The sequence below is a fragment of the Agrobacterium sp. ST15.13.013 genome, from assembly GCF_027956525.1.
Lineage (GTDB): Bacteria > Pseudomonadota > Alphaproteobacteria > Rhizobiales > Rhizobiaceae > Agrobacterium > Agrobacterium salinitolerans.
Genome location: NZ_JAQKGP010000024.1, coordinates 22,880 through 46,170, shown reverse-complemented (window position 1 = coordinate 46,170; position 23,291 = coordinate 22,880). Strand labels below are relative to the sequence as shown.

General features: G+C 58.2%; 17 protein-coding genes and 1 riboswitch. Of the genes, 4 read left to right on the top strand and 13 right to left on the bottom strand.

Translation table 11 applies throughout. From position 1 onward, the window contains the following. Together PL597_RS20830 and PL597_RS20825 are read right to left on the bottom strand one after the other, a co-directional pair. Entirely contained in the window at positions 1-1,902 is a 1,902-nt protein-coding gene (locus PL597_RS20830) for an ABC transporter substrate-binding protein (protein ID WP_271366180.1), read from the bottom strand. Beyond that, positions 1,899-3,791: an ABC transporter ATP-binding protein gene (locus tag PL597_RS20825; RefSeq protein WP_271366178.1), complete on the bottom strand. Its 1,893-nt coding sequence runs from the start codon at positions 3,789-3,791 to the stop codon at positions 1,899-1,901. The genes PL597_RS20830 and PL597_RS20825 overlap by 4 nt, the downstream gene beginning before the upstream one ends. A 211-nt stretch (positions 3,792-4,002) precedes the next feature. Between PL597_RS20825 and PL597_RS20820 the strand changes: the two genes are divergently transcribed. After that, positions 4,003-4,965, top strand: a complete 963-nt coding sequence (locus tag PL597_RS20820) for a glycosyltransferase family 32 protein (protein ID WP_269826509.1) — start codon at positions 4,003-4,005, stop codon at positions 4,963-4,965. Here the strand turns inward: PL597_RS20820 and PL597_RS20815 are convergent. Together PL597_RS20815 and PL597_RS20810 are read right to left on the bottom strand one after the other, a co-directional pair. Next, entirely contained in the window at positions 4,957-5,700 is a 744-nt protein-coding gene (locus PL597_RS20815) for a polysaccharide deacetylase family protein (protein WP_077985550.1), read from the bottom strand. The genes PL597_RS20820 and PL597_RS20815 overlap by 9 nt on opposite strands. Continuing rightward, a complete protein-coding gene (locus PL597_RS20810) occupies positions 5,697-6,794 on the bottom strand; it encodes a glycosyltransferase family 4 protein (RefSeq protein WP_271366177.1) in 1,098 nt (365 codons plus the stop codon). The genes PL597_RS20815 and PL597_RS20810 overlap by 4 nt, the downstream gene beginning before the upstream one ends. A gap of 127 nt (positions 6,795-6,921) precedes the next feature. Between PL597_RS20810 and PL597_RS20805 the strand changes: the two genes are divergently transcribed. Both PL597_RS20805 and PL597_RS20800 read left to right on the top strand, forming a co-directional pair. Further along, entirely contained in the window at positions 6,922-8,262 is a 1,341-nt protein-coding gene (locus tag PL597_RS20805) for a nucleotide sugar dehydrogenase (protein ID WP_162520511.1), read from the top strand. Between the two features lie 4 nt (positions 8,263-8,266). Beyond that, entirely contained in the window at positions 8,267-8,749 is a 483-nt protein-coding gene (locus PL597_RS20800) for a class I SAM-dependent methyltransferase (protein ID WP_077985552.1), read from the top strand. 34 nt (positions 8,750-8,783) lie between these two features. Here the strand turns inward: PL597_RS20800 and PL597_RS20795 are convergent, their stop codons facing one another. The 4 genes from PL597_RS20795 to PL597_RS20780 form a co-directional block, all read right to left on the bottom strand. Continuing rightward, complete coding sequence (locus PL597_RS20795; RefSeq protein ID WP_271366176.1) at positions 8,784-10,478, bottom strand: adenylate/guanylate cyclase domain-containing protein; 1,695 nt, start codon at positions 10,476-10,478, stop codon at positions 8,784-8,786. A 209-nt stretch (positions 10,479-10,687) separates the two neighbouring features. Beyond that, positions 10,688-11,548: an MBL fold metallo-hydrolase gene (locus PL597_RS20790; RefSeq protein WP_142913006.1), complete on the bottom strand. Its 861-nt coding sequence runs from the start codon at positions 11,546-11,548 to the stop codon at positions 10,688-10,690. A 191-nt stretch (positions 11,549-11,739) separates the two neighbouring features. Continuing rightward, positions 11,740-12,195, bottom strand: a complete 456-nt coding sequence (locus tag PL597_RS20785) for a cyclic nucleotide-binding domain-containing protein (RefSeq protein ID WP_077985597.1) — start codon at positions 12,193-12,195, stop codon at positions 11,740-11,742. 43 nt (positions 12,196-12,238) lie between these two features. Beyond that, the gene (locus tag PL597_RS20780; protein ID WP_269824732.1) at positions 12,239-14,956 is read right to left on the bottom strand and encodes an ABC transporter ATP-binding protein; all 2,718 of its coding nucleotides are present in this window, start codon (positions 14,954-14,956) and stop codon (positions 12,239-12,241) included. Positions 14,957-15,300: 344 nt separating this feature from the next. On the opposite strand from PL597_RS20780, the gene PL597_RS20775 reads away from it, so the two are divergent. Then, positions 15,301-17,106, top strand: a complete 1,806-nt coding sequence (locus PL597_RS20775) for a serine aminopeptidase domain-containing protein (protein WP_271366190.1) — start codon at positions 15,301-15,303, stop codon at positions 17,104-17,106. A gap of 19 nt (positions 17,107-17,125) precedes the next feature. Here PL597_RS20775 and PL597_RS20770 read toward each other — a convergent pair whose 3' ends face one another. From PL597_RS20770 to PL597_RS20750, 5 genes are read right to left on the bottom strand one after another with little or no spacing between them, the layout of a single operon-like run. Next, on the bottom strand, positions 17,126-19,582 hold the full coding sequence (locus tag PL597_RS20770) for a beta-mannosidase (protein WP_271366175.1): 2,457 nt from the start codon (positions 19,580-19,582) through the stop codon (positions 17,126-17,128). Beyond that, a complete protein-coding gene (locus tag PL597_RS20765) occupies positions 19,579-20,562 on the bottom strand; it encodes a DUF1839 family protein (RefSeq protein WP_271366173.1) in 984 nt (327 codons plus the stop codon). The genes PL597_RS20770 and PL597_RS20765 overlap by 4 nt, the downstream gene beginning before the upstream one ends. Before the next feature lie 6 nt (positions 20,563-20,568). Next, a complete protein-coding gene (locus PL597_RS20760; protein ID WP_271366172.1) occupies positions 20,569-21,477 on the bottom strand; it encodes an amino acid--[acyl-carrier-protein] ligase in 909 nt (302 codons plus the stop codon). Between the two features lie 4 nt (positions 21,478-21,481). After that, entirely contained in the window at positions 21,482-22,663 is a 1,182-nt protein-coding gene (locus tag PL597_RS20755) for an acyl-CoA dehydrogenase family protein (RefSeq protein ID WP_137412231.1), read from the bottom strand. Next, the gene (locus tag PL597_RS20750; protein WP_003521307.1) at positions 22,663-22,914 is read right to left on the bottom strand and encodes an acyl carrier protein; all 252 of its coding nucleotides are present in this window, start codon (positions 22,912-22,914) and stop codon (positions 22,663-22,665) included. Before PL597_RS20750 ends, PL597_RS20755 begins: the two co-directional genes overlap by 1 nt. A 182-nt stretch (positions 22,915-23,096) precedes the next feature. Further along, positions 23,097-23,208: riboswitch (TPP riboswitch) on the top strand. Positions 23,209-23,291: the final 83 nt, after the last annotated feature.

The window sequence follows — 23,291 nt, the reverse complement described above, 5'->3', positions numbered from 1 at the left end:
TCAGGCGTCTCCGTCGTACCAGAAGCTATCCGGCATATAGACGCCGAGATAGGATGTGGGCTCGTAACCGAAAAGCGCTTTTTCCGGCACGTTTCGCATGCGTTTGACGTGAACGACGGGTTGCAGCGCGCCGTTGACGATGCCGATGGAAAATACCTGCTGCGTATAAATCTCCAGCATTTCCAGCCAGATGGCCTCGCGCTCTTCCTCGGTGACGCTTCTGCGCCATTTTTTCAGCAGATCGAGCAGGTGCGCCGCCTCCGGCAGATCGGGCTCCTTGCCCTCGCGGCCGCCCGAAAGATAATGCACACCCCAGACCGGCCATTGCAGCTGGTCATCGCCGGTGGGGGCGAGGCCGGAAGGCAGCATGTCTGGTGTCGGAACACCGTTGTCCATGCCCATCCAAACGGACATCAGCACTTCGCCGCCCATGGCGCGCTTGCGGAAGACATCGCGCTGGGTGGGGCGGACGGAAACCGCAATACCGATATGTCGCCAGTGATCCGTCACCAGTTCCATCACGTCGGTTTCGAGCGTGCTTTCGCCTGTCGTCTCGACGATGATATAGGCCGGACGACCATCCGGCAGAAGCCGAAGGCCGGCATCGTCGCGCTTGTCGAGACCTGCTTCGTCAAGCAGCCTGTTGGCCGCCGCCCGGTCGAAAGCGCTCCAGGCATCGGCAAATTCCTGCCGGTAAAGCGAGCTTTCCGGGAGCACGGTATCGGCACTTTCCTTTGCCAGCCCGTAAAAGCAGACCATGTTGATTTCGTGCCGGTTTATCGCGAGCGACAGCGCCCGGCGCACGCGCACATCCTGAAAAGCGCTGCGCCAGACCGCGTCGGCGCAATTGAGATTGGGCAGCAGCGCGATGCGTGAACCCTGGGAGCGCTTGTAGAGATTGACTTTCAGGGGGAACCGCTTTTCGGCATCCTTCAGGAAGGTGTAGTCGGCAAAATCGAGGCCGAAATATTGCAGGTCGCTATCGCCCGATGCCGTCTTGGCCGAGATGATATCGGAGGAGGTGACGTTGAGCAGGAAACGGTCGAGATAGGGCAGCTGCAGGCCGTTTTCGTCGACCCGGTGATAATAGGGGTTGCGTTCGAACACGAACTGCTCAGAGGGCGGCGCGGTGGTGTTGCGCCAAGCATCCAGGGTCGGCAGATCGGGATTTTCGGGCCGCACCTGCCGCGACATCTTGATATGCAGCCCGCTCCAGTCATCCGTCTTGTTTTTCTTGATCAGCTTGGCGAGCTTTTCCGCCGTCTGATATTTGATGTGGAACTGTTTCATATAGGCGGCGGGCAGGAACAGCCGCGCCGGTGAGGCCGCTGCGAGTTTCGCCAGAAAATCCGGATTGGGGCCATCCCAGGTGTAGCGCACCGTCTGCCGGTCGATGACTTCGATAAGCGGCGGCTTCTCGTTGACCAGAAGTTCGATCGGCGGGCCGCCCTTGTGGATTTCCCTGTTGAGGGCGACGTCCTCCCAGAAATAGCGGAAATCCTCGGAGGTGAAATCGCTGCCGTCGGACCATTTGTGGCCCTCGCGCAGCTTGAAGGTGAAGATGCGCTCTTCCTGAACCTCGTAACTTTCGAGGATATCCGGATGCAGTTCGAATTTTTCGTCATAACCGACAAGACGGGCATAGCTGCTGATCGGCATCAGGCGAATGTCGCGCTGGCCGCCAATGAGCATACGCACCGAGCCGCCATGTTTTCCCGGCTCGCGGCCAAGCGCTTTCATGTCAATGACGCGCGGTTTTTTCGGCAGGCGCTCGGCCACGTCGGGCAATTCACCCTTTTCCCGTTTTTCCTTGAAATAGCTGGGGTCGGTGTAGGCGGCCCGCGCATAGGCCGGCAGGAAGACGGAAGCCAAGAGGGCAAGGGTGGTGCGACGCGTGATCAAGGGCGAAGCTCCCGGATATCGGCATTGCCGTTTGCAAGGACGAAATGGCCTTCGCCGAGATCGGCGGAAATCATGTCGCCATCACCCTCGTCACGAAACTGTTTACCCCAGTCGAATTTGCCCGTCGCGCTGATCTTGCCGATGGTGCGGAAATCGAGCGGGCGGTCGAGATCGGGGAAAGGCACGGCCGCCAGCAGGGATTTGGTATAGGGATGAACCGGAGAGCGCATCAGGATTTCGCGCGGCGCCAGTTCCACGATACGGCCTTCGCACATCACGGCCACGCGGTCGGCCATATAGTCCACCACCGCGAGATTGTGCGAAATGAAGAGATAGGTCAGCCCGAGATCCTGCTGCAAATCCTTAAGAAGATTGAGGATTTGCGCCTGTACGGAGACATCGAGGGCGGAAACGGGTTCGTCGCAGATGAGAAGTTCGGGGCCGAGCGCCAGGGCGCGGGCAATGCCGATACGCTGCCTCTGGCCGCCGGAGAAACTATGGGGGTAGCGGTTCAGCGCGCTTTCGCCGAGGCCGATCGCCCTGACAAGACCGCGGACTTTTTCCGCGCGGTATTTCGCATCTCCCCGCCCGTGGATTTCGAGTGGCTCGCTCAGGATATTGCCGACGGTCATGCGGGGGGACAGCGATGAAATCGGGTCCTGGAAGACCATCTGTATCTTCGAGCGCAGTTCTTTGAGATCACCATCCTTCGCATTGAGGACGTCGATATCGCCCTCTTTACGGTGAAAGGTTATCGAACCCTCATCCGGCCGCACGGCGCGCATAAGAATTTTACTCACGGTGGTCTTGCCACTGCCGCTTTCGCCGACCAGCCCGAGGCATTCGCCGCGACGGATTTCAAAACTGACGCTGTTGACCGCCTTCGTGGCGTTGGCGTCGCTTTTGCGGAACCAGCTGGATTTGCGGGTCGTGAAGGTCTTGCTGATGTTGTCGACGGTCAGAAGCGGACCGGGGGTTTTGTTGACCGCGGCGGTTTTTTTGCCAACGAGGCTTTCGTGGTCCACCTTGATTTCGCGCAGCGCCTTCAGTCTTTCGCCCGGCTTCATGTCGAAATGCGGTACGGCGGCCATCAGGCCCTTGAGATAGGGGTGCGCCGGCGCCTTGAAAATGTCATCGACGGTGCCTGCTTCCATGATCTCGCCCTGATAGATCACGGCGACTTCGTCGGCGATGTTGGCGACAACACCAAGATCGTGGGTGATGAGCAGCATGCTCATGTTCAGCCGGCTCTGGAGATCGCGCAGCAGCTTGAGGATTTGCGCCTGTATCGTCACATCCAGCGCCGTCGTCGGCTCATCGGCAATCAAAAGTGCAGGCCGACAGATGAGCGCCATGGCGATCATGGCGCGCTGGCGCATGCCGCCCGACAGCTCGAAGGGATACATGTTCACGACCTTCTTGGGGTTGGAAAACCCCACAAGGTCGAGCGTTTCATGCATTTTTTCCGCGCGTTCGGCCGGTGACAGGATGCTGTGAATCCTGAGCGCCTCGTCGATCTGGTTGCCGATGGTGTGCAGCGGCGAAAAAGATGTCATCGGCTCCTGAAAGATCAGGCCGATGCGATTTCCGCGTATCGAACGGATTTCTCGGCCGTCCTTCGGCAATTGCAGCAGATCGACAGGGCCGGCCGCGCCATTTTCCGGATCGGTGAATAGCACGCGTCCATTCACACGCGCCGTCTTGGGATGGATGCCCATGATGGTCTGGCCGATGACGGATTTTCCCGAACCGGACTCGCCGACGAGCGCTGTGACTTTCCCCGGAAGAATGCGAAGGCTTGTGCCCCTGACGGCATTGATGGTGCCGCCCATGAGAGAAAACGAGACCTGCAGATTTTCAATACGGAGCAAATCTGCGCCTGCGCTCATGCCAAAGGGTTCCTTGCCGTCTCTTTATCGTTGCGTTGTGACAATTTGCTTAGGAGGGCTTAAATCAACGTTATCGCAGGGTTTGTTGTCTGTCTATGCCTCTGAAACATCGAATTGTTTAGCAAATTCGAAGCCGGCTTCCGAAACACGACGGCTTGCCTGACGCCTTTTGTTTGGCGATATGTTAACGTGCGTTTCTGGATGAGGGTCCATGTCCGACAAGAAATATTACGACGCCCAGCTGGATAAAGCCCGGCAGTTGCAAAATGGCGGCCAGTATGTAGAAGCCAATGCGCTTCTCTTATCGCTGGTTGCAGCAAAGGACAGCCACCTGATGGGTGAGCGGACGGTGCTCGGCCTGCCGCGCCGCTTGCATGCGGCGAGGCTGCGCCTCGCCAAGGCCGAGGGCGATGTGATCGCCAAGATCGGTTATCAATATACGCTGGTTCCACCGCCGCAGGTGCTGGAGAAATATGCGCGGTTTTCCACGCAAGACCGTCGCGCGATCAGTGTCAAAAGCCGTGAAGATGTGCCAAGGCTCATCCACCAGATATGGATCGGGGAGAAAGCTCCGCCAGTGTCGGTTGAGGCATGGGCCGCCCACGCTTCGAACCACGGTTACGGCTATCGGCTCTGGCGGGAGGCCGATCTTGAGCGGCAAGGCGTGTTTTCCAACGGCGTCTTCAAAATCATGCTGGAAAAGGGCGATTATCCGGGCGCGGTGGATGTGGCCCGTTATATGCTGCTGGAGCGGTTTGGCGGAATCTATCTCGATTGCGACTGGTATCCGGCACGGGACGACGCGAGTTTCGATACATTCCTGCCTCTGACGGGGCTGACGGCGTTTGACGAAAAAACCCCGCGGGACACGGGGCAGGGTAGCATGCTGCTTGCCAATTCCTTCATAGCAGCGCCTGCCGGACATCCTGTTTTCAGCAGGATGCTGGAAGCCTTCCCCGGAATTATCGAAGACATGCCGCGCGCGCCCGCCTGGTGGTCGACCGGCCCCTTGATCTTCACCGTCATCGCCCGGGCAGGGAGCATCAGCCTCGCGCCGGCGGGGTTCGTTGCCGCGTCCCTTCCCGATCGCGCGCCTTTTGAGGCGGTGGAAGCGGTCAGGCGGGAACTTTCTACCGAGGCGAGCGGGTTGCTGATTGCCTGGAAATCATGGTGAGATTTCGTCGATGAGGTCTCTTGAAGAGCGCCAGCGGGCGGCGGGATGATCGGTGGTCACCTTGAAAAACCGTCTCAGAAAGCGCCAGACATTGTCATCATGGACGAGATGGTGGGTGAGGATGCCGGTCGTGCCGCCGTTTTCGGCGGTCATCAGGATGCGGGCGGCGGTTTCCGCAAAGAGCACGTCGTCGTCGCGGCCACCGCGGCTGCCGTGCCAGTCGATCACATCGACATGGGTGTTCAGGCAGGGCGGCAAGGTGCTTTTCTCCGGCCCGAAAACGGATAGGGCGCGATATCCGAGGCCCGCGAGTGCCTTCACGATACCGGGATCTATGCGGTTCCACGGCGGCACGAGCATCGGCACCAAACGCCCGCCATGCAGGTCGTGGAGTTTATCCAGGCCGGATTGCAATTCATCGAGAACGACAGCGGGATCGCGATGCGATCCGAGTTCCTGTTTCTTTTCCTTCTCGCTGGCATAATTCGTATGGGACCAGCCATGCACGGCGACCTGGGCAATGTCCGACACATCCAGATGCCGTGCGAGCTTATCGGTCGTCATCTCGGGGATGACCGCGAGCGTGACCGGAGCGGAAAAGCCGCCGCAAAGATCGAGCAACGTGTCGAGCGCGGGCGTCGGCTCCACCGCATCGTCGTCGCGGAGCCAGAGATCGGCGGATATGCCGCGCCGCCCGCATTCGTCGAGTGCCGCAACGAGTTTTTCCAGACTCATGATGTTCGCGCCTTTGCTTGCAGCAGTATATGGTTCAGTTCTTTTGCGGCGTTTTCCAGAGACCGTTCATTCCTGACGAACTGCCGGGCCGTCTGCGCCAGTTCTTTGCGCTGTGTGTCGTCGCCGAGCAGGGTTTTAATCGCGTCGGCATAGGCGGCTCTATCATTTTCTGGTGTCAGTAATCCTGTGGCGCCGGATTTTACCACTTCGGGGACGCCAGCCACTTCTTCGGCCACAACGGGCAAGCCGGCAGCCTGCGCCTCGAGATAGGCGAGACCATAGGCCTCGCCATGGCCCGGCCAGACATAGAGAGAGGCTTTTGAAAGAAGCATGGCGATCTCGGTCGCGGTTTTTTCCCCGTGCCAGACGAGACGGCGATTGGGAAACGCGCTGAATATGGCCTGCACGGCCGTGCGTTCCGGTCCGTCGCCGACGATATCCAGCGTCCAGTCGAGATCCTGCGGCAACAGGGCGAGCGCTTCGGAAAGGGCGCGGTAGCTGTCGAGCTTGTCACCCGCCCGCATCATGGCGACGGTGATGAGCCTTGCAGGTGTCGGCTGGGGTGAGTTTCTGAGAAAGGCCTCGGCATCGATGAAAGGTGGCAGCATGGCCCAGCGAAGGGCGGGCGAGGCCCGCAAGAGGCCTTCACGATCCCGTGCGGTGAAGCAGATATTGATGGCGGCGGCGTTCCATGCGGCCAGCAACCCATCCTGGACCGCCTGCCATCCCATCCCGTTTCGCTTCGGTGAGTAGGACGCTTCGGCAGTGACATAGGGGATGCTGAAACGTCTGCCCAGTTCCGGTCCAAGCAAGTCCGGTGCCTTGTAATAGGGGTGGTAACAAAACCAGAGATCCGGCACGCCCTCCCGCTCCCAGCGTCGCGTGATGACCTCGATTTCCCGCTCTGCCTCATCGGCGAGCAAGACTCTTGCCGGGGCATCCGCCTGTTTCAGAAAACTGCGCAATTCCGAGGCAACGGAAACATCGTGACCGCCAATCGTCATCGCTTTCATCAACAGGCGAGCCATCAGCCGGTCGCCGGAGGGAACCGGATGGTTGGGAGATTTGAGCGGCGCATAAAAGGCGATCTTCATGGCGAAGGTTGTGCGTTGCCGGGGGCTCGCGCGTCAACCGGAATTTGAAAGGCCCGAGCCTTGACAGGTCCGTCATTCTTGCCCAACTGAGAGGCATCTTTTGCACATGCGCGGAGCGTGACACGCTTTGACTTCCCCAGACATCTCCCGGAACCTGCTTTCCAGTATTGAAAACAAAAGCGCCAAAGCGGGGGTGATCGGCCTCGGCTATGTCGGTCTGCCGCTTGCCATGACGATCGCCAGGGGCGGTTTCAAGGTTGTCGGTTTCGATATCGATCCCGGCAAAATTACCGCGATCGAGGCCGGCCGCAGCTATATCGAGGCCGTTTCCGATGAGGTGCTGGCGAGTGTGAGACAGGATGAAGGTTTTGTCGCCACCTCGGATTTCTCCAAGCTGGCCGAATGCGATGTCATCGCCATCTGCGTGCCCACGCCCCTGACGAAATATCGCGAGCCGGACCTTTCTTATGTCGAAAAGACCTGCCGCGATATTGCCGCCCATCTGCGCAAGGGGCAGCTCGTGGTTCTGGAATCGACCACCTATCCCGGTACGACTGACGGGGTGGTAAAGACCATTCTGGAAAGTGCCGGGCTTGTCTCCGGCGTCGATTTCTTCATCGGCTTTTCACCTGAACGGGAAGATCCCGGCAATCGCGATTTCGAGACCTCGACCATTCCGAAGGTTGTCGCTGGCGATGGCGAGGCGGCCGGAAAGCTGATGGCGGCATTTTACGGTTCGGTGGTCAAAAAGATCGTCCCCGTCTCGACAAACGCCACGGCCGAGGCGGTAAAAATTACCGAAAACGTCTTCCGGGCCGTGAATATCGCGCTGGTCAACGAACTCAAGGTCGTCTACGAGGCAATGGGCATCGACATATGGGAAGTGATCGATGCGGCGAAGACCAAGCCGTTCGGTTTCATGCCGTTTTATCCCGGTCCGGGTCTCGGCGGCCATTGCATACCGATCGACCCGTTCTATCTCACCTGGAAATCGCGTGAATATGAATTGCCGACGCGATTCATCGAGCTGGCCGGAGAGATCAATACCGGCATGCCGCGTCATGTCATCGGGCGGGTCGCGGAGGCGCTCGATATTCATTCCGGCAAGGCGCTCAGCCGCTCGAAGGTGCTGGTCGTCGGGCTCGCCTATAAAAAGAATGTGCCTGACATTCGCGAAAGCCCCTCGCTGAAGCTCATCGAGATTATTCAGGAGCGTGGCGGCGAAGCGGCCTACTTCGATCCCTTTGTTGCAGAAATCCCGAAAACCCGGGAGTATAGCCATCTGATGGGCATGAAATCCGTGCCGTGGGAAAGGGAGGCGATCGGCGCTTTCGACGCCGTTCTCGTTGCGACCGACCATGACAACGTCGATTATGCCGCTCTAAGCGAATGGGCGCCGCTTATCATTGACACGCGAAATGTTTTCGCGCGTCGGGATATGGCTGCAAAACACATCATCAAGGCCTGATAATATGAGCAGACTCGATAGTTTCATCCGCCGGCTGACCGCGCAGCGGGATATTCTCAACCATGTTGCAGCTGATCTTGATCTGCCGGGTGAAGGCGCGCTTATGGAAATTGGCCTTGGCAACGGGCGCACTTTCAACCATCTGCGGGAGCTGTTTCCCAACCGCCGCATTGTCGCTTTCGACAGGGCCATGGGTGCGCACGCTTCCTCCGTTCCGGTGCAGGAAGATCTGGTGATCGGTGAAATATCGCAAACCGCTCCAGCTTTCATTGGCAAGGAAGCGGCGTTCGTGCATGCCGATATCGGCACGGGTTATCCGGAAAAGGATGCTGTCACCCTCACATGGTTGCCCGATCTTGCGGCGGGCATGTTGGCGAAAGGCGGCATCGCGGTCAGCGGCTTGCCTCTGGATCATCCCATGCTGAAGCCTTTGCCGGTGCCGGCAAGCGTACCGACGGACCGCTATTTTCTGTATCGCAAGATTTGAGATTGGACGCTCCGACACTCGTGTCTGGGCTATCTCATAAATAGCGCTCGCTCTCTTCTTTCGAGAGCAGGAAGACCTTCATTTGCGAGTTGCGGCCGCGGATGGCGATTTCTTCGCTTCTGAGATCGGCAATCTCCTGTCCCGCCTGAATGATGGCCGGTTCGGAAACAACGATGGCGGCGCCGAATTCCTTGGCCTTGGATTCGAGCCTGCTTGCCACGTTGACGGTATCGCCGATGGCCGTGAGGGTTTTGGCCGCGCCATATCCCATGACGCCGACGATGCTCGGACCGGAATGAATTCCGACGACGACTTCCAGGCGGACGGTGAATTGTTTCTCCAGCCCCTCGTTCAGGATTGCGATATCCCGCAATATGGTTGCGGCCGCCTTCATGGCTTTGCGGCAGGCATGTTCCGCGTCCTCGCCAAGTCCGAAAAGCGCCATGGCGCCATCGCCGATGAATTTGTCGAGATGGCCTTCCGCCTGCTCTACCGCCTGCCCGACGATGGTGAAATAGCGATTCAGAAGGAAGACGACATCATAGGGCAGCTTCGCTTCGGAAAGCGTGGTGAAGTTGCGCAAATCGCAAAAAAGTATGGCTATTTCTTCTTCCCGGCCGGGGCGGGCCGGTTGTGCATCGGCTGGCAGGTCGCTCTGCTGGGGCGGCGAAACGAGAAGCGCGATATCAATATCGCTGGTGGGGCGTAGCTGGCAGCCGAGCCGGACATCGGAATCGGCATGGATGCGCCTCAATGTGGTTTGCTCAATGTCTCCCGGTGGCGGCAGCGGGCCTTTGCTGTTCAGAACCTTGACACGACAGGTTGAGCAGCGCCCTTTGCCGCCGCAGACGGAATAATGCGGAATTCCGGCAAGGCGGCTCGCTTCCAGAATGCTGAGACCGGCCGGTACATGCGCCTGCGCGCCGTGTTCATAGCGGATTTCTATCGCCGTCAATCGTTGCCGAAAGCTGCGTACGCCACGCATGGCGAAGACCAGCATCACCGCGCCGACGAACAGCGTCTCCGCTGTGCCGGTGATGAAACGGATCCGTGTTTCCATTTCCCGCTGCAGTGGCAGCTCGTCCTTTTGAATCGTATTGTCGACAAGTCCGGGCGGAAGCGCGTATTTTTTGTCTATTTCCGCCAGCCATCGACCGGCATCGCTGAAGCCCAGCAGCGCCAGAAGCGGCAGCATCACGGCCACCGTCATGAACAGCCCGGCTATTCGCGGATACCAGTCTCGATAACGCAGCCAGAAATAGAGGCCAATGCATCCGTGGACCCAGATCACGATCAAGGCGAGGCTTTGCCAGGCGCCCTGTATCGGGTTGTTGATCCACAGCCTGCGGATGACCGAATAATAGCCGACATCAATGCCATAAAGCATATGCGACACACGGATATTGACGGCGTGGCCGATGATCAGGAACGGGATAGACAGACCGAAGATGATCTGAAGTGCTTCGCGGAGCGGCATTCGCAGTGTTCTGCGCAAATAAAGCGAGCGTAGAACAAGACAGACATGCAGCACGACCGAACCGTAAAAAAGCAGGCTGCTGACGGGATTGAGCCAGATCAGGCTGAACCATTTTCGCGCCCGTTCGGCGGTATCGATGGAGATGAGTGCGAGGGAGTGATTGAAAAGGTGGGAAAATACGAAAGCAAATATGATGAGGCCGGACAAAATCCGGGCGCGTCTCAAATTGGTCTCCGAAAAGAAACGGATCATGCAAATCCCATCATGTGGTCATTCGGCGCAGAATCATCATGTCGTAAGTGGTGGCACCCTTATTGCAGGCCGTCTCGTGGCAATATCGTGGAGCAATCGATCGGGAACGGTCAATTGTGCGTGTTCGAATGCCCGCGTCGCATAGGATATTGAAATCAGGATTTCGAGAAGGCGGTCTCGCAAGTTGACTTCGCCGGAGCCAGATTGCGTCAAAGCACTATGATCTGCCCGTCCATGGCCGCGAACGCACCGCTGAACTCGGCTTTCGCCTGTTTTTCGATATTATCCAGTTCTTCGTCGCTGCGGCTTGGGGCGTGATGGATGAAGCCGACATTTTTTGCACCTGCAAGCTTGGCGAGGCGGATCGCCTGTTGCCAGGAGGAATGGCCGTAACCACGGTATAGGCCCATTTCCTCATCGGTGAACATGGCATCATAAAGGAAAAGGTCGACGTCCCTGATCAGATCGAGCACAGTTTCGTCGATGCTGCCCGGCTCATGTTCGGTATCGGTGATGATGGCGAGGGACTTTCCTTCCCAGTCCAACCGGTATCCGATGGCGTTGCCTGGATGATTGAGCATTCCGGTCCTGATCGAAAGGCCGGGATGCACATCGAGCACGTCACCCGGCATGAAGTCCCGCGTGTCGATTTTTGCGCAGCAAATTTCCAGCGGCACGGGGAACCAAGGCGGGCTCATGAAGTCCTTGAGCATTTCCCGGGTGGTCATGGTGCCAGCGAGGTGACCAGACCAGATGGCGACATCGTTGGAGCTGTTATAAAAGGGCTTGAAATAGGGGAAGCCGACAATGTGGTCGTAATGGCAATGCGAGAAAAACAGGTTGACGTCAGTAATGCCTTCCGCCCGCAGAGCAAGGCCGGCAGGATGCAAGCCCGAACCCGCATCGAACAAAAGAACGTGATCGCCGCATCTCACCTCAATGCAGATGGTATTCCCGCCGTATTTTCGGAAGTTTTCACCTGAAACAGGAAGCGTTCCCCGCGCACCCCAGATCTTTACCCGAAAATTTCTATTACTTTCCCGACGTGTTGTGTCGGAATCCAACGCCATAGCACACCCCAATAACAACGGAATCTTGCACGCTTCCTCCCATGAAGCCCGTTGTCTCTATAGATTCTTATTATCCGCCCTCGTAGGAGCGGCTGCCTTTACCCCTTATTCAGTCAGCATTTCATTTATATTGCAATAGTACGACATTTATTTTTCCAATATCGCCATTCACGGTAGCAAGGAATTGTTGATTATGTTTTGGCGCTCGCCCGTGCTTTGGTCAGTTCGGTCGTCGTCTGGGTGAGGCGTTCCGCCAGAACGCGCATGACCTTGATTGTGATGTCGGGGAAATCTGACATGAGCTTGAAAAATTGCTCTTTTCCGATGCGCAGAGCCTCGACATTGGTGGAGGCGCGAACGGTTGCGGTTCTGACGCTGTCGCAGAGGATGGCGATTTCGCCGACAATGGCGTTACCGGTCATTTCGGCCACTTTCAGTGTGCCCGATGGAGAATCGACCAGAACATCCACTTTTCCGGTCAGGAGAACATAGGCCGCATCGCCGACATCTCCCTGGCGGAAGAGTATATCCCCGGCGTGATAGGACACCCGGTCGGATGCGAATGCGAGCAGCTTGAGTTTGGACGGTTCCATTTCCGAAAAAAACGGGACCCTCTTCAACATCTGAATTTCGTCTTTAAACAGCATTGCCTTACCCTGTTCTTGTTCCACCTCGGTCACATTCTTGGATTTATGTCGCGACCATGTCCTTGAATGTACCGTTTTCCTCGGCGAGAGTCTCGTAACTTCCGTCAGCCGTGATCAGGCCCTGGTGAACAACGATCACCCGCTCGAACATGCGTGAAAGATGTGCATTCGAGAGAACCCACATGATCGAGGGGTTATTGTTGTTCTGTTTCAGGAGTGTGATGACCCGTTCGACAATTTCTTCCTGCTGTCGGGGGTCGAGGCCGGGGAGGGGGCGGTTGAAGACGTAATAATCGGATTTGCGGATCAATGCGCGGGCAAGGTTGAGTTTCTGGCGCTGCAGCGGGCCAAGGCGCTTGCCGCCGGCGCCGAGGTTAAAGTCCAGCCCCACGGCCAGCACACGTTCATAGACACCCTGCTTGCGCATGACATCTGCGACAATGCGGGTGATGCGCCGCGAGGCGTCAGTATAGCGGTGACTGACCTTGCCGAAGAGAATATTGTCCAGCAGGCTGGTGGCGCTCATATATTTGGTCGGATCGTAGATTTCGATTACGTTTTTCAGGCTGTCGGGCAGGTTCTCGTGGAACATGTGCCGGACTTCGACGATCCGCTCCATGATTTCCGGTGACAGCAGGCCGAAACGCTGGCGAGGTTCTATGTAGAAAAAGCTCAACCGCAACATTGCGCGCTTTTCACTTTCATTGGCCTCGTCGAAACCCTTTCCCTGAAGTCGTTGCAGCATCTGCTGATAGACCGGAATGTCGTCTGGCGTCATGAAGGTGAGCTGTTGGAAGAAGGGGTGGTCTCCCGGCAGGTCGGCGAAGATTTCCACGATGTTCTCGGCAATCGTGTAGCCCATTTCGAACAGGGTTTTGACGAGGCCGGTTTCGCGCATCAGCGAACGGAAATAGTCGCTCTCGATGACGGTTCTGATTGTCTGGGAGGAGTCCCGCATGGTGCCGAACAGCAGGTTTTCGCCGACCGTCGCCTCGCTGTTATAGCTCTCCAGTTCAAAAGGTGCGATGAGACCGCTCAGATTTTCCTTTTCCAGCTCGGTGCGCAGGACATGCCTGAGTTCCACCATGCGGGCGGCAAGATGCAGGTCGGTCAAAGGATCGATAGACGAACGCAGCGCAAATTCGAGAATATCCTGCGACAGTTCCACGCTGTCGAGGACGGCCAGAATGGCCTGGATGAGATTCTCCGGCTTGCCATCACCTGCAGGACTTGAGGCGTAGTCGATCCATTCGCTGTTGATATCGATCAGCAGATTGCCCGCCATCCTGGCTTCACGGATTTCCCACTTACGGTGTTCCAACGCGGCGCCCTCATAGTTCTTGTCCGCAAGGGGGGCGTGTTTGAGGCCGTAAAGCAGATTGTCCTTCAGGCTGGCGTGGAAGAAATAGCTGTCCGAGGAGACATAGGAAATGCGTCTTCCGGTCAGCGATTCCGGCAGTTCCAATATATCGACGTCGTTGATGCTGATCTTGCCCGAGGTCGGCCAGAGCGTGCGGCCGATTGCATCCGCCAGCGCTTCGGCGCCTGAGCCGCCGACGATGGCGATAACCTCGCCCGGCTCGACCTTCAGCGATGCCTGTTCCAGAAGCCGGCTGCCGCTATCGTCCTCGAGCGTCAGATTGGCGACGACGATCGGGGCGGTGATCGCCGCGACTGCGCCGGGAGACAGTTTCTGCACCTTTTCGTCGATCATGTTCGGGGCGTCGAATTGCTCGAAGACCTGCTCGTATTTCACCTGCACGTCCTGACGCGCCTGATCCCAGTCAATCAGTTCTTTCAGCGGCCCCGGCAATTCCTTGTAGGCATTGATGACGGCGACCAGCTGCCCGACATCAAGGCTGCCTTTGAGGGTCAGATAACCGCCAAGCGCATAAAAGAAGAACGGCGTGAGCTGGGCGAGGAAGTTGTTGATGAATTTGACCAGGAACTTCCACTGATAGAGATCGTAGCGGATCTTGAAAATGTCACCGAGCCGGTGCGCAGCATCCGCGCGCTCGTAATTGGACGTGTCATAGGCGTGGATGGTGCCGATACCGTCAACCATTTCGCCGATGCGTCCGGCAAGCTGGCGCGCACTCAGCTGCCGCTGACGTCCGAGTTCGATAAGGCGGCGGCGCATTTTGGGAATGATACCCACCTGGATCGCCGCCATGAAAGCCGCGATCAGGCCCAGCCAGAAATTCTGAACGAGAATGAAGAAGAGCGCAGAGAGCGCCTGGCCGCCGAGAAGGGCCGGCTGCACGAAGGCGTCACCGGTAAATCCACCGAGCGGCTCCACCTCGTCCTTCACCATGCTGGAGATTTCAGCGCCCTTGACCCGCTTGAAATGCGAGGGCGGGAAACGCAAAATCTTGTCTATGAGCTCGAAGCGGATACGTCGCAGGAGCCGTTCGCCAAGGCGGCCCTTATATGTGTTGATGTAATATTTGAAGAGCCCGTTGACGATAACAAGCGCAAGAAACGTCAGGCTTAGCGCCATCAGCATCGACATGCGGTCGAGTTCGAGCCCGGGGAATAATGTCACAGTGCCCCAATAGGGAATATCGACCGTGAGATGCATGAAAAGCTGTGTCGCATTCGCCCCTTCGAAACCATCCCCCTGAATTGGGCCGTTGACGATTTGCTTGGGCAGATCGAAGGCGAGGAAATAGGGAATCATCGACAGAGCCACGATCAGCAGAATGAAAAGCTGCTGCCGCCTCGTGTGCGACCAGATATAACGCGTAAGGCTTTGTTCCATATAAAACTTCTATGACCTGTCGGGCGTGGCCCGGGGTGTTGGTTTGCGCGGTGTCTAGACGATCCTGCGGCTGGGTGGCGCAACCTCCTCCTGCAAATAGGTATGGGACTCGCTATTTATCAGTATATTCAAGCGGTTTCGAGCGAAATAGCGGCCCCGTCGCGACTAGCCCGCCATCCCGGCGTTCGGTTTTACAACGGGTGGGCGGCAATGGATATAAATGCGACTATATTTTTAGACTTCTCTAATGTTGTTGTTTTTATTGTAGATCAGGCGGTAAGACGTTTCGATATAAGGATCCCGTAATGGTTGAGCCAGACACTGGCGCAATGATGGCAAGGTCGATGGCGATAGATATTTCAGAGCGTACAGCAAGCGATCCGTCTCTTGATGCATTGTCGCTTTCCGGCATTGCCTCGAACGGGGCGGTTGCGCATCCGGTCTCTTTTGATGGGCTTACAGGGATTTTCCATCCGGCGCGCAAGGACGTCAGACAGCGCCATGCCGTTCTTTTCGTCAGCCCGTGGGGCATGGAGGAGCTGTGCAGCCGCAAGTTTCAACGGCTGCTGGCCGAGCGGTTGGCCGCTTGCGGTGTCGCCAGCCTGCGATTCGATTATTTGGGCGCGGGCGACGCTTTCGATCCTGATGATGCGGGCCGTGCAGCGGACTGGATTTCCGACGCGCGCGCGGCGTTCAACTGTCTGAAGCGTCTTTCCGGCTGCGCCGAAGTGGTCGTTGTCGCTCAGGGCCTCGGCTGCCTTATCGCTGCGCAGGCGTTTGCCGATGTCCCCGCTGTGAGTTCCATGGCGCTTCTGGCGCCGGTCGTTTCCGGCCGCGCCTATCTGCGTGAGTTGGCGATGTGGTCCTCCATGATCGATGACGGCCTCGGTCTTCTGCCTACGCAACGCATGGCGGAGGCGGGATCGATTGCCGGCATGGCCATGCCCGCCGGTGTTGCGGATGCGATCAGGAAGGCCAATCTTTCAAGTCTGACCGCTGCTCCGGCGCGCACCATTCTGGTGCTCTCCCGGCCAGGCCGCGTAACGGATGCCGATTTCACCAGGCATCTCGTTGCGATTGGCGGTTCGGTGGAGGAGGCGGAGTTTTCAGGTTACGACGATCTCGTCTCCAGCCCCACGCTCTCGAAAATATCCGACGATGTGGTCAACCGGCTCGTCGTTTGGATCCTCTCCCAGACCCATGCCGAGAGTGCGGTGACCCCCGAGGAGGATTTCACCGTCAATGCTCCGCAGCGTGGGCGCGGTTTTATCGAGCAGCCGGTGCAATTTGGCGAAGGCGGGCGGCTTTTCGGTGTTTTTTGCGGGCCGGATGGTCGGGAGGTGGTTTCTTCGGTTCTTCTGCTTGGCGCCGCTTATGACCGGCATGCGGGCTGGGGCAGGCTTTCGGTGCAGATGGCCCGTGCATTGGCGCGCGAGGGGGTGGCATCTCTTCGCTTCGACGCCGCCAATATTGCCGACAGCCCTCCGGTCAAAAACGTGCCCGAGCAGGTTCTTTACGATACCGCGCAAAATGACGACGTGGCCGCCGCACTCGATTTTCTCGGCAAGCGTGGTAAGGGACCTTTCATTGCGGCGGGCCGGTGCAGCGGCGCTTATCTCGCCTTCAACAGCGCAATCGCCGATGAGCGGATCGGCGCCGTGGTCGCGGTCAATCCGGTTGTCTTCCATTGGCGCAAAGGCCGCTCGGTGGATGAGGCCCTGCATAAACGCCCGCGTTCCTTCGGGGAATACAGCCAGCGCTTTCGACAGGGCGCGACATTCAGGCGTCTCATCAGCGGTGATGTCGATGTGGCAAGTGCGGGGCTGAATATCGTCAAGGCGACGATCAAGAGGCTTTCGACAAAAACGGCGAGGCTGTTCCGCAGGGGCAGCGAGGAAGGGCGTGCCGTCTATGGCGCATTCGACAAATTGAAAGCGAATGATACCGCCGTTCATCTGCTCTACAGCGACAACGACGATGGTCTGGAGCACTTCCAATATTACTTCGACGCCAATGGCGAAGGACTGGCGGCCTATAAGAACGTGTCGCTGACCATTATTCCCGATGCCGATCACAATCTTTCAACGCCGGAAGCCAGACAAGTCTATATCGACGCGGTGAAGCGGCTGGCTCTCGAGCATTTGCAGTAAAATGCCTGGCCGTCATCCCCTAGAAGGAAAATCGCCGGCTGGAACCCAGTGAGACGACCTCTCCGGAAGGAGGAGCTTCCGTCGCCGGGGTCTCCGGCAGGAGGCTGATTTTTCTGGTTTCGCCGGGGCCGAGATGGAACCAGTTTTCCGAGGCGTAATAACCCTGCACTTCGACATGGACGGATTGCGCCAGTCGGTCCGTGCCGATTTCAAGAGACCAGTTGCCGCTCGTTTCACTGATCGCGGCCTGAAGGTTTGCGGCGTGCAGCGCCTTTTTACGGCCGAGAGGGAAATGGAATGCGTCGGCGATCACATGTCCTGTCGCAACGTCGCGAAGCCGGGCGACGGTAACGTCATGGGATGGAGGGCCGAAACGATAGGCATAGGTCGTGTCGAAAAAGGCGCCGAACAAATCTGTTGCGGCAATGGTCTGGCTCTGTCGGGGTAAAAGCGTGAGCGGTCGTTTGGCGTGGACAACGGGTTGCACACCTTCGCGCAGGCAGCTCAGTTCCAGCATGGCTTCGAGGCCGCCGCCGGTCTCGTTGATGAGGTGTATATCCAGCCCGTTCGTGCCCTCATCGGAAAAAGTAACCTGAATGGGACGGAACGCCCTTTTCAACGCGTGCCAGACAGATTTGGGCCGGCCGGTGGCATCGATGACACCCCAGCCTGCGCCGGGAACGAGATCTTGCAGGGTCCAGACCAGAGCGCCCTGACAGGAGGAGCCGCTGCGCCGCCATTCGGCGAAAGTCGCCTCCATGACCTCGGCTGTGGCGGCCCGGGACATGTCGAGATAAAGGCCGCCGTCTTCGCGACGCAGAACATCCGGTTCGACGCCGTAGAGCAGGTTCAGATAATGGCCGCGAACATCCTCGAAGTCCCAGGATGCCCCACGATCCCGCGGCGCGCACGCCTTCCATCGCGGATCGTGCACGGCCACGCCGGGTAGATATTTGTCCAGTGTTTCCTGTTCGGGAATATTGGCGAAGGCGAGGCATTCGGCGGCGAAGCGCAGATCGGCGCGGCGCGCATCTTCCAGCGGGCGGCAATACGCGCCCACGCCGTAATAGTGGCCGACCCCGGCGTTGGGAAAGAAGGGCAATGCACCGCCGGAGGGGGAATTGGCGACATAGGCTGCATCCGGCCGTTTCTCGGCAAGGAGTTCCGGCAGAACCTCCTCGGTGAGCGTTCCCTTCCATATCTGTTCCGGCAGACCGAGCATCGCGCCCTGCTGGTACATTTCACTGCCGCCACAAAAGACGGTGAGCGATGGAGAAAGCGCGGTGGCTTCGAGGAACTGCGAGATTTCCGTGACGATATGCTGGCGCAGGCTCTCGTCCTTTGCCGGGTAATCGAAATTGGCGAGCATGGCGTCCTGCCAGACCATAATGCCCAATTCGTCGCAAAGCGCGAAAAAATCCGGCGTCTCATAAGCCATGGTGCCGCCGATGCGGATCATGTTCATGCCGGCTTCCGCGGCTTTTTTCAGCCAGGGCTCGTAGTCCGGCCGTGTTCCCGGCAGGCGCACGATATCGGCCGTCGTCCAGACCGCACCGCGGCTGAAGACCGGCTGACCGTTCACCTTGAGGCCGAAACCGTTACCGTCTTCGCCATGATCGATCTCGACCCGCCGGAAGCCGGTGCGCCCCAGCCTATGTTGTTCGCCGTCCAGTTCCAAAAGCGTGTCGTGCAGCGCAGGCCTGCCATGGGTGTGCGGCCACCATGTTTCGACATCGGGTATGTGGAGCTCGCCGGAAAACTTGCCGTTCTCATCCTTGGAAAGATCGGCGCTATAACCCGCGCAGCCAAGCCGTGCCGATTGTATGGGCCGGCTGGTTTCCAGCGAGATGGCGACAATCCCCGTTCCAGCCTCGTCCAGTGAAGATCGGAGCGTGCAAAGTACAGCTTCCTGTCTGATCAGACTGATGGGCCGCCATGGGCCGGCGGCGTGGATTTCCGGGCACCAGCCGGGCATGTAACCGAGTGCGGTGGTGCGGATCAGACGCAAACCCTGGGTATTCATCATCTGCGGCCGCCAGCGGGCGCGGGGGCCGGTTTTTTCAAGTCTCGGCGCAAGCGCCCGGAAGCAGATGCAAAGCTCGTCCGCGCCCGTGAGTTCGACCGGCACTTCCAGCCTTTCGAACATGCTCTGGCTCGCGGCGATCAGCTCGCCATTGAAGAAGATTTCAGCAATGGTGGAGAGACCATCGAAGCGCAGGGCGGCACGCTCCCGGGCATCGGAAATCATTGTCAGTCGGTACCAGGCATCCCTGTCATTGAGGGGGCGCGGAGCGAGACGGTCGAATTTTCCGGCCGCCTCCAGAGCCTGCGCCACGGTGCCGGGAACGGAAACGTGAAGGCTTTCGAGCGATGCGGGAATATCGGCCGGCGTCTCATAGGCATCGGCCGGTGTCAGCGTCAGCGTCCAGCCTTCACTCAGCGATTCCTCGCTTTCGCCGGGAAGATAAGTCCTCACGCGGCCTCGCTGGCATCAGTGAGTTTAGTCGAAAGCGCTTCCATTACGCCGTCCCATGCATCCGCTGCTGGATCGAGCACGGTGGCCAGCGCATCAAATTTGCGGCGGGTGACGGCGCGGGCAAGCTGGAACTGCACGGTCTTGGCAACCTCGGAAATCTTGAGCGCGTGGTCTCTTGCTTCATAAAAACCGTCCGCGTCCAGCCATTCGAAGTGGCTTGCCGCCAGTTCGAAATTGGCGCCGAGCTGGCGCAGCGTGTTGAACGCGTATTTGTGAAAAAAACCGAAGGGTCGGTCGGCGACCTTTTCCACCTGCGTCGGAAAAACGCCGGCAAAAGCGCGGACCGGATTGGTGGAGGGCCGTCTGGAAAAATGGAACTTCAGGAGCCGTTCGGCCGTCTTGCGAATATGTGCGGGCGAGGGGCTGCTATCCGCGAATTTTGCAAATTCGGTATAGGGCAGGAAGGGTGGGTCGGTCTCGGCGAGATGATGCTGGAACAGACCGTCAAAATCTTCGCCTGCAAGATGGAAAAAGCCGGCATTGTGGAAATAGTCGAGTTCGCGGTTTTCGAGGTCGAGCCGGTTGATGGCGACGGTGGTCTTGCCATGTTCTTTCCGATAGCCCACCCCATGGGTATCAGGCATATAGAAGCTGTCCATCTCGATCAGGCAGATGCGGCCGCGTGCGAGCTGCGCGTCGATGTGATTTTCCACCCTGTCGAAGATCGCAAGCTCGGTGGTGCGAACGCCATAAAGCGCCTCGAGGTCTTCCAGCGGCACCTTGAAGAAGGTGAACTGGTCGCCTTCGAAATCCTGCGTCAGCGTGAAACCGAACATGGCCTCTGGCGGCAGGCCCTTCGAGGCCAGCACTTCGATCCACAAATCGATGTAGCAATTGGTTTCCGGCCACATTCTCTCGGAGGAATGGAGCGGATGCTGCACATAATTTTGGGGATCGAGACCGGGAAAAATCTGCCGCATGAATGATCAGCCCCAGAGCGTTTCCACGACCTTCGCAGGCCATTTCTTCACATCGAGACCATGATGCGCAAACAGCGCCAGCGCGATGCGCTCAAGGCCGAAACCGACGCAGGCGGTATGGGCAACATCGCCATTATCGAGGTTCAGGCCCCACTTCTGGCCGAAGGCATCCTGGTGGTAGTTGAAACTCATGCAGGCTGTTGGGTTCGTCGTCGATGTGACCGGGATCAAGAGTTCGAATTTCAGGTTCTGGTCGCGCTGGTTGTTGGCGAGCATTTTTCCGGCGCGGCCGAAGAAGGGATCGTTGGCGATATCGATGGTGACGTCGAGCCCGACCGCTTTCATCATTTCCACGCCGCGATCCATCCAGGTCTGGCGGAATTCGGTGACGTCGGATTCGGTGCCCATGCAGACATATTCGCGCATGCGGAAAAGCTGCTGGCGGGCCGGGTCCTTGGAAGGCTCATGGCGGAAGCAATAGGACTGGATGTCATAGAGGCCGCCGCCGGCAGGTAGCGCGCCGCGCTTGGCAATCGTCGGATAGAGCGGGTAGCAGGCCGCCGGCGTCAGCACGATGTCGGTTGCTTTCTGGTCCTTGGTCCAGTCGCCGCCCTCATCCATCGTCTTCAGCAGGCTGACATGGTCGAGCTCACAGCCGCAGAAGGAATGGACCGTGCCGGCGAGCTGCGGGAAGCTCTTCATGTAACCGCTCTTTTCGAAATAGGCGCGGTTGATGCCGGGCGGGAAGCGGATCGCTTCGGCGCCGTCAGCGCCACCGGTGCGGTCGATCAGCCGCTCGAAGGCGGCAATCACATCCTCGAACTGGCCGCTGCGTCCATAAAGACCGTCCACACCGGTTTCAATCAGCAGGCCTTCTTCGAACAGTCGATCGAGAAACGATGTTTGCATGTCCATGGTCTTATCCCAAGAGGCTGGTGTCCTGCTTGTGAACCAGCAGGAGATTGGCGGAATTGCCGAGAATGCGGTCGTTGGAAATCATCAATCGGGCGGAATGTGCGTCGCGCAGATGCCGGCCGAGACTGTAGGGTGTGCCGTTCTTGTAGCCCATGATGCCGCAGACCAGCATGGCGTGGTCGATGATCTCGAGAATGGTTTCCGAAGAGCAGATCTTCACATTGTTCATGGCGACGGCAAAGGCCATCGACATCAGTTTTTCGGGGTCGCTCTTGGTGTCCTCGTAAGCCTTGATGCCGGCGATGATGTTGGATTTCACGACCTGCAGCTTGGTGGAAACTTCAGCAAGGCGGATTGCGCCGGGAGGAGCGGTGCCCGGCGATTTGCGCGCCGCGGCTCTGACGAAAGACTGGGCGCGCAGCACGGCGTCCGACGCGATGCCGTACCAGACGGCGCTCCACAGGAGATGCGAGCTTGCAAGCATGGATTGTGCGGCGATTTCGGCAAAGGGTTTCGGGAATATCTGCGCCGCCGGCGCTTCGCCGCGGAACAGGAAGCCGTCCGAACAGGTGCCACGCATGCCGAGCGTATCCCAGACATGGGTCTTTTCGAGCGTGTACTGATTTTTCAGGAAGACGGTCATCACCTGGTCGGCGGGCGCGGCATCCTTGTGGGCGCGCGAGGTGATGAGGATCGCATCGGCATTGCTGCCATAGGAAATGACGGTGGCATCCTTTTCCAGCCGGCAGCTATCGCCTTCGACTTCGATCGCACAGATGGAGTTGCGCAGATTGCCGCCGATGCCGCCTTCCGTGGTGGCGGAGCCGAGCAGGAGCTGTTCGTTGGCAACGCGACGCATGAAGCCCGGATGCCAGTTGCTCTCGACGCCATGTTCCACAAGGCTTGACAGCTTGATGTGGTGCATGGCGAAAATCATCGCGGTTGCCGAACATGCCTGCCCGAGCCGGGCGCAGATATCGGCGATTTCCTGTAAGGAAGCGCTTTCGCCGCCCAGCGAAGAGGGGACCTGAATGCCGAGCAGACGTTCCTGTCGCAGCGCATCAACAGCTTCCTGCGGAAAGCGGCCGGTGACATCTACCGCATCCGCATGTCTGGCGGCAATTGCCGCGACACGGCCCGCGCGCGCGGACAGCGTTTCATCCTGCGGCGCTACGGTGACGTTCATCAGGCTGCCTCTTTACCATCCAGAATGAGCTTAACGGTGTCTTCAATCGCCCTGATGCTCGCAAAGGATTTGCGGTTCAGGAGATTGTCGGGGAATTCGATGTCGAATGCCTCTTCGATGCCGAGCATCAATTGTACCGACGCAAAGGAAGAAAGGCCCGCTGCATAAAGATCGGCTTCGTCTGCAATCGTATCGACGGGGGTTGGAAGCTGGCCGAATTTTGCCAGTATTTCACGAATAGTCGCATTCATTCCGACGTATCTCCAATGAAATCAACATTAGGTAGGTTTGTGCTTATCGTTATGCCGCAAACGATAATATTCGCCTAAACCGTTAGGTTAATTACAACTAACGGCAGCATGCGACATTCCCGCACCTTTGCCAAGTACGGATCGTCGGCCTTGACAAATGCCGGGCGGTGTTTTTTGCTGGGATCATTCACCAGGGGTGTCCCGTCAAGGGGCTGAGATTCTGCTTTCATGCGCAGTGACCCGTTGAACCTGATCCAGTTCATACTGGCGTAGGGACGGTGCAAAGACCTGATGTCGGGCGGGCGCATGACGTTGCGTTTCGGCAATTCGGTATTTTCCATCATTCCGGCTCGAACTGGGTCTCCACTGTCAAACTT